Source organism: Nonomuraea sp. NPDC001684, assembly GCF_053596515.1.
This window is the reverse complement of sequence record NZ_JBSFGJ010000526.1, coordinates 1-6,027: the sequence shown is the minus strand read 5'-3', so window position 1 is coordinate 6,027 and position 6,027 is coordinate 1. Positions and strand designations below refer to the sequence as shown.

Sequence of the window (6,027 nt, the reverse complement as noted above, 5' to 3'; positions counted from 1 at the left end):
CTGGTGCCGATGCCCTCCACCCGCACGCCGAGCTGCTCCAGGAAGAAGCACAGGTCCTGCACCATGTAGTTGGAGGAGGCGTTGCGGATCACCGTCACCCCCGGATGCCGGGCCGCGGCCAGCAGCGCGTTCTCCGTCACGGTGTCGCCGCGCTCGGTCAGCACGATCGGCCGCGCCGGGGCGGCGCCGCCGTCCACCTTGGCGTGGTAGAAACCGCCCGTCGCGGTGATGTCCAGCCCGAAGTGCTTCAGCGCCGACATGTGCGGCTGGACGGTACGCGTGCCCAGGTCGCAGCCGCCCGCGTACGGGATCTGGAATTCCCCCGTACGGTGCATCAACGGCCCCAGGAACATGATCACGCTGCGGGTACGGCGGGCCGCCTCGGTGTCCATCGCCTCCAGCTCCAGCCGGGCCGGCGGCACGATCTCCAGGTCACTGCCCTCGTTGATCCACCGCGCCCGCACCCCGATCGAGGCCAGCACCTCCAGGATCCGGTAGACCTCCTCGATCCGCGCCACCTTGCGCAAGATCGTGCGGCCGTTGTTCAGCAGCGACGCGCACAACAACGCCACACAGGCGTTCTTGGACGTCTTGACGTCGATGCTGCCCGACAGCCGGCGCCCGCCCACCACCCGCAGATGCATCGGACCGGCATACCCCAGGGACACGATCTCGCTGTCGAGCGCCTCCCCGATCCGGGCGATCATCTCAAGACTGATGTTCTGGTTGCCGCGCTCGATCCGGTTGACCGCGCTCTGACTCGTCGCCAGCGCATCGGCCAGCTGAAGCTGCGTCCAACCGCGATGCTGACGCGCATCCCGGATGAGCCGGCCGATCCGCACAAGGTAATCATCTGCCACAACACACGACCATATCTCACATATGAGATGCCGCCGCGACCCCGGGTCCCGACGCGCCGGACAGCTCCCGATGACCCGCCAGATGCGGGGGAGTGGCCTGCGCCCGCGCCTTGCCCACGAACGCCCGGCGCGCCTCCCGGAACCCGTTGCGGTCGTCGAACATGTCCCGGCTCATCTCCGCCAGCTCCTCGGCCCGGTAGGCGTCCAGCGGCTTGCGCCGTTCGTCGGCCTCCCGTGCCTGCCGCCGCGCCGCCAGCAACGCCTCGTAGGAGGAGTCCTGGGCCAGCCGGTGCGCGAAGTCCACCACCCGCCGCTCGAACTCCTGCCGCGACCCGCCCGCCACCCGATCGGCCAGCCCCAGCTCCACCGCCTCGGCGGCCCCCACCGGCAACGCCCGCCCGGTCAGCTCAGCCGCCGCCTGCGCCCCCACCCGCCGCGGCAGCACGTACGTCCAGAACTCACTGCCGAACAACCCCATCGTCCGGTAATGCGGATTGAGCACCACCGGCTCCCGCACGATCACCCGGTCGGCGCCCAGCCCCATCATCACCCCGCCCGCCCCCGCGTTCCCCGCGATCGACGTCACCACCAGCTGCGACGTGCACGCCACGATCTCCCGGCACACCGCGTTGATCGCGTTGATGTTCATCCACGCCTCAAGCTCCGGATGGCGCGCCGCCTCGATCACGTTCAGGTGGATGCCGTTGGAGAACACCTCGCCGCCGCGCACCACCAGCACCCGCGTGTCCTGCGCCGCCGCGTACCGCAACGCCGCCGCCAGCCGCCGGCACTGATCGGTGGACATCGCGCCGTTGTAGAAGTCGAAGCTCACCACCCCGACCTCCTCGCCGCGCTCGTAGGTGATCTCGCTGTAGCCGGCCCGCTCACCCACACCCGCCAGCCGCTCACCCAGCACCATCGTCGCCGGCAGCTTCACGCCACTCACCTGCGAGCCCGCCTCTGCGCCCGCCTCCAGGCGCAGGTGGCCCACCCACACGGTTCCCTGACCGGTGTGCACCAGCACCGCACCCTCACGCCGGGCCGCCACCGCCCCCGGCGCGCCGGCCAGATCGGGACCCCTGTGCACGTCGAACACCCGCACCGGCAATTCGCACAACCGGGCCCGGCCGCCCGGCGCCCCATCAGCCGCCCGCACCAGCCGCACGATCTCCTCGGCCGGCTGCTCCCAGGAGAACTCCCGGTCGGCGTGCCGCATCGGCCGCCGCAGCCGCCCCGTCACCTCGGGGGAGCGGTAGTCCAGCGGCGCCGGCGCGAACAACGGATCGGCCGCCTTGCCCGCGACCTCGGCCACCAGCTCCACCGCCGCGTCGGCCACCGGCCCGTTGTACAGCGCCGACTTGCGCGGCGGCTCCGACGGCATCGGGAACGTCCGCCACCCCCAGATGGGGCCGGCGTCCATCTCCTCCACCGCCTGCAGCGCCGTCACCCCCCACTCGCGCTCGCCTTCGGCGATCGCCCAGTCCAGCGACGACGGCCCCCGGTCCCCGGGCGGCCCCGGATGGATGATCACCGTACGGTGCCCGCGCCACAACGCCTCCGGCACCCGCTCCTTCAGGAACGGGCAGATGACCAGGTCCGGCTTGACCAGCTCGGCCGCCTCCACCATGACCCGCTCGGAGATCGCCAGCTCGACGCTCACATCATGGCCGGCCCGCCGCAGCTCCAGCCAGGCACGCTGGGTCAGGCCGTTGAACGAGGAACACAGGAGCAGGATGCGCAACGCGGAACTTCCTTCACCGAGACGTCAAGGGCAGCGGGCAGGGGAGAGGCGTCAACCGATCGTGAGCGGACGAACACCGCCAGTACCGGCATTAACGGCAGTCCCATGAGGCCCAGGCATCTCTAGATGTTGACACGAATCTTCCACCGATGCTGACAAATCACCACAGACAGCCAGGCTGAGCAGCCAAATTGCCCTGATATGCCCGGAAAAATCCTGGCGGGGGAGACACCTCAACCCCGACCAGCAACCCCACCCGAAACCCACCGCAAGGGACAACCCGCCCCACAATGGATCACATGGACACCCGCGCCGCCGCCCAGCACTTCGCCGACACCTGGCAACACGGCTGGACCCACCACGACACCACCGCCATCATCGCCCTCTACAGCGACGACGCCACCCACACCAGCATGCCCTTCCGCCCACCCCACCACGGAAAAGACGCCATCGCCGACTACATCCGGCAATCCTTCACCGGCGAAAGCGACCCCCACGTCACCTTCACCACCCCCATCGTCGACGGCGACCAGGCCGCCATCGAATACCGGGTCCACGCCCTCGACAACGGCCACCCCGTCACCCTCGCGGGCTGCGTCTTCGCCCGCTTCAACCCCGACGGCCTGGCCATACAGACCCGCGACTACTGGCACACCACCCCAGGCCACCGATAAGCAGAGAATTCAGCGCCGCCCCATCGGCACCGGCGCCACCACCCCCGGGACCGGCAACGGACGCGCCACCTGCCGCGTCTCCTCAACCTCCGCCACCTCAGCACGCCGCTCGGCGTGCCCACCCCCGCAATACCCGTTCGTCAGGATCAACCGCCCCCGCAGCGGCGTGTACGCCTCCCTGTCGGAAGCAGGCAGAACCCCCTGACACACCGGACATAAAACCGACTGGTTCCCCACGTGCTGCTCCTCTCGCTGAGCGAATAGCAGGAGCTCTACCCTAAAACCACCGAACATGACAAAGACAGTGAATCAACACGCCGTCAAAGCCCCCGTCAGCCCCCAACAGAGCCCCGCCACACACCCCACCACCCCACAAAACCCCAGATCACACCCCCATGCCCAATTCACCCGCCAAGATCACAATGAAGGCGGAAACACCCGAAAAAACTTCCCACCAACCCCACAAGCAACCCCAGGGAACCACCGATGACGAGCCACCCCTATCCACCCCAGTCCTGGCTCACACCACACGCCCACGCCACCCTCTCACCCATCCACGGCACCGGCCTGTTCGCCCGCGAACACATCCACGAAGGCGAAACCGTCATGCGGCTGGGCGGCCACCTGATCGACAACCACACCCTGGCCACCCTCACCCCGCCCTACAGCAGCCTCACCGTCCAGGAAAACCTCCACCTGCTCCTCGACCCGGACCACCCGGCGCGCTACGGCAACCACTCCTGCGAACCCAACCTCTGGCACACCGACGCCACCACCCTGACCGCCCGCACACACATCACCCCCGGCCAAGAGCTCACCATCGACTACGCCACCCACAGCGGCCTCGCCACCTGGTCCATGACCTGCCACTGCGCCACACCCAACTGCCGGGAAACCGTCACCGGCGACGACTGGCGACTGCCACACCTCCAACTCACCTACGGCACCCACTGGAGCCCACCCCTGCTCAACCGCATCAACCAGGAACAACCGCGCACCTAGCCCACGCCTCCGCGCCCGTGAGCTACCCTCTGCACATGGCCAAGTTCCTCGCCGTCCTCAACGGCGCCGCCGACAACGCCGACAAGGCCGAACTCACCGAGCAGCAGCAGAACGAGTTCATGCACGCATGGGCGGCATGGGCCCAGAAGAACGAGCACGCCCTGATCGACCCCGGAGCACCACTCTTCCGCAAGAAACTGGTGACGACCCACGGCATCGAGGACTTCACCGACGCCAAGACCGGATACGCGATCGTGGAGGCCGACACCCACCAAGACGCGGCACAGCTCTTCAGCGACCACCCTCACATCGCCCTGATGCCCGGCAACTCGATCGAAGTCCTCGAGTGCCCACCCATCCCGTCCTGAGAAGCGCGGGCCCCACCACCCCAGCGCCCCTCACGGGATGAACAAAGACCCACTCACCCCCACCGGCTCCCACAGGCCGAGCGCCCGCAGCAGATTCCTCGCCAACGCCCGATGCCCGTACTCATTGGGATGACACCCGGACCCCATCCAATGCTCGCCACCGTCCCAGGCCGCATGATGATCCACCAACACGTCCGCCTCCAGCGAGCGCACCACCTCGGCATAAGCCGGCAGATCAGCCCAGCCGGACTCCGGCGCCCGATTCGGCGTCTGAAGCACCACCTTCGCCCCCGCCTCCCGCACCCGGGAAACCACCGCGGCATAGTCACGGGCAAAAGCCGCAAGACCCGCCGACCCCGCCCCACAGTCGTTCAGCCCGAACATCAGCACCACCACATCAGGCCGATGACGCAACACCGCGTTCTCCACATCGAGCTCAGAGACCTTCTGACCACTCACCCCGGTGTTGATCACCACATCGGACGGCCGGTTCAGCTCGAACCGCACCCGCTCGGCGAACAACTGCGTGTAGTCACGCCACCCGAACGTGTGCAACGCCCCCTGAGTCACGCTGTCACCCGTGAACAACCACACCGTGCTCATCCCGATCACCACACCCCAGACGACGACAATGCCGCACGAAAGGCTAGACGATCACCGCCCCGACCACCCTGCACGGGGGAGTAGCGCTACGAACGAACGCTGGACAACCATCGAAAGGTAGCGCCGCCGACACAACCGCCCGTCGGCCTCATCCGCAAAGGGGAGGCCGAACCGCGCCGCCGAGCCTCAGGCGCCAGAAGCGGATCGCCCATCCGCCACGTACGCGCAGACCCTCCGGCGGGGAGCACGACAGCGATCGCACCCGAGTTCGATCCGCGCAGCCGCCGAACGCAGCCGACCACCACCGCGACGGCACACCCACCCGCGACCGGAAGCGCGGAGGAGGCCCTCGATCAGCTCTACTTGACATAATGTTCATTATCGAGCAACCAGCCAACGCCACGACGCAGCAAAGACACCCCGCATGAACAGTCACCCGCCGGGCAGATTTCCACCATGCCCAGCCTGACGTCCAGCCAGCTCCTCGCCGCCCCGCCGGCTCTGGCCGCCTCGACGGCCGGCCTCGTCGCACTCACCGCGGTCATCGTCGCCGCCGTCATCTGGCTGATCATTCTGGCCGTACGGTTCACCAAGAGCCCCCGCAATCGCCCCAACCCCAGCGTCGACCTGGTGGACCAGGCCCGGGAGCTCAAGGCCCTGGGCCAGATCCAGGAAGCCGTCTTCCTGGTACGCGGCGAGACCGGCATGAGCCAGCGTGCCGCCTCCCGCTTCGTGAACCGCCTCTAGCCGGACAAACTGCTCATACCGTACAGAACGTG

The 6,027-nt window shown here is 68.1% G+C and carries 7 protein-coding genes; 4 read left to right on the top strand and 3 right to left on the bottom strand.

The window, feature by feature from the left end; translation table 11 throughout:
- The coding region (locus ACWCSD_RS46070; protein ID WP_449925008.1) for a helix-turn-helix domain-containing protein at positions 1 to 860 on the bottom strand (860 nt) is incomplete at its 3' end.
- Positions 861 to 876: 16 nt separating this feature from the next.
- A complete protein-coding gene (locus ACWCSD_RS46065) occupies positions 877 to 2,601 on the bottom strand; it encodes an enoyl-CoA hydratase-related protein (RefSeq protein WP_397156719.1) in 1,725 nt (574 codons plus the stop codon).
- Positions 2,602 to 2,900: 299 nt separating this feature from the next.
- On the opposite strand from ACWCSD_RS46065, the gene ACWCSD_RS46060 reads away from it, so the two are divergent.
- From ACWCSD_RS46060 to ACWCSD_RS46050, 3 genes are all read left to right on the top strand, one after another.
- Positions 2,901 to 3,275, top strand: a complete 375-nt coding sequence (locus ACWCSD_RS46060; protein ID WP_387675235.1) for a nuclear transport factor 2 family protein — start codon at positions 2,901 to 2,903, stop codon at positions 3,273 to 3,275.
- Between the two features lie 486 nt (positions 3,276 to 3,761).
- Positions 3,762 to 4,277 carry an SET domain-containing protein gene (locus ACWCSD_RS46055; RefSeq protein WP_449925003.1) on the top strand — a complete coding sequence of 172 codons (516 nt, stop codon included), beginning with the start codon at positions 3,762 to 3,764 and terminating at the stop codon, positions 4,275 to 4,277.
- 35 nt (positions 4,278 to 4,312) lie between these two features.
- Positions 4,313 to 4,645 carry a hypothetical protein gene (locus tag ACWCSD_RS46050; RefSeq protein WP_397156724.1) on the top strand — a complete coding sequence of 111 codons (333 nt, stop codon included), beginning with the start codon at positions 4,313 to 4,315 and terminating at the stop codon, positions 4,643 to 4,645.
- 30 nt (positions 4,646 to 4,675) lie between these two features.
- On the opposite strand, the gene ACWCSD_RS46045 is transcribed toward ACWCSD_RS46050, so the two are convergent.
- The gene (locus tag ACWCSD_RS46045; protein ID WP_397156726.1) at positions 4,676 to 5,248 is read right to left on the bottom strand and encodes an SGNH/GDSL hydrolase family protein; all 573 of its coding nucleotides are present in this window, start codon (positions 5,246 to 5,248) and stop codon (positions 4,676 to 4,678) included.
- A 456-nt stretch (positions 5,249 to 5,704) separates the two neighbouring features.
- Here ACWCSD_RS46045 and ACWCSD_RS46040 point away from each other — a divergent pair, with 456 nt between their 5' ends.
- The gene (locus tag ACWCSD_RS46040; protein ID WP_352326027.1) at positions 5,705 to 5,995 is read left to right on the top strand and encodes a hypothetical protein; all 291 of its coding nucleotides are present in this window, start codon (positions 5,705 to 5,707) and stop codon (positions 5,993 to 5,995) included.
- Positions 5,996 to 6,027 lie beyond the last annotated feature (32 nt).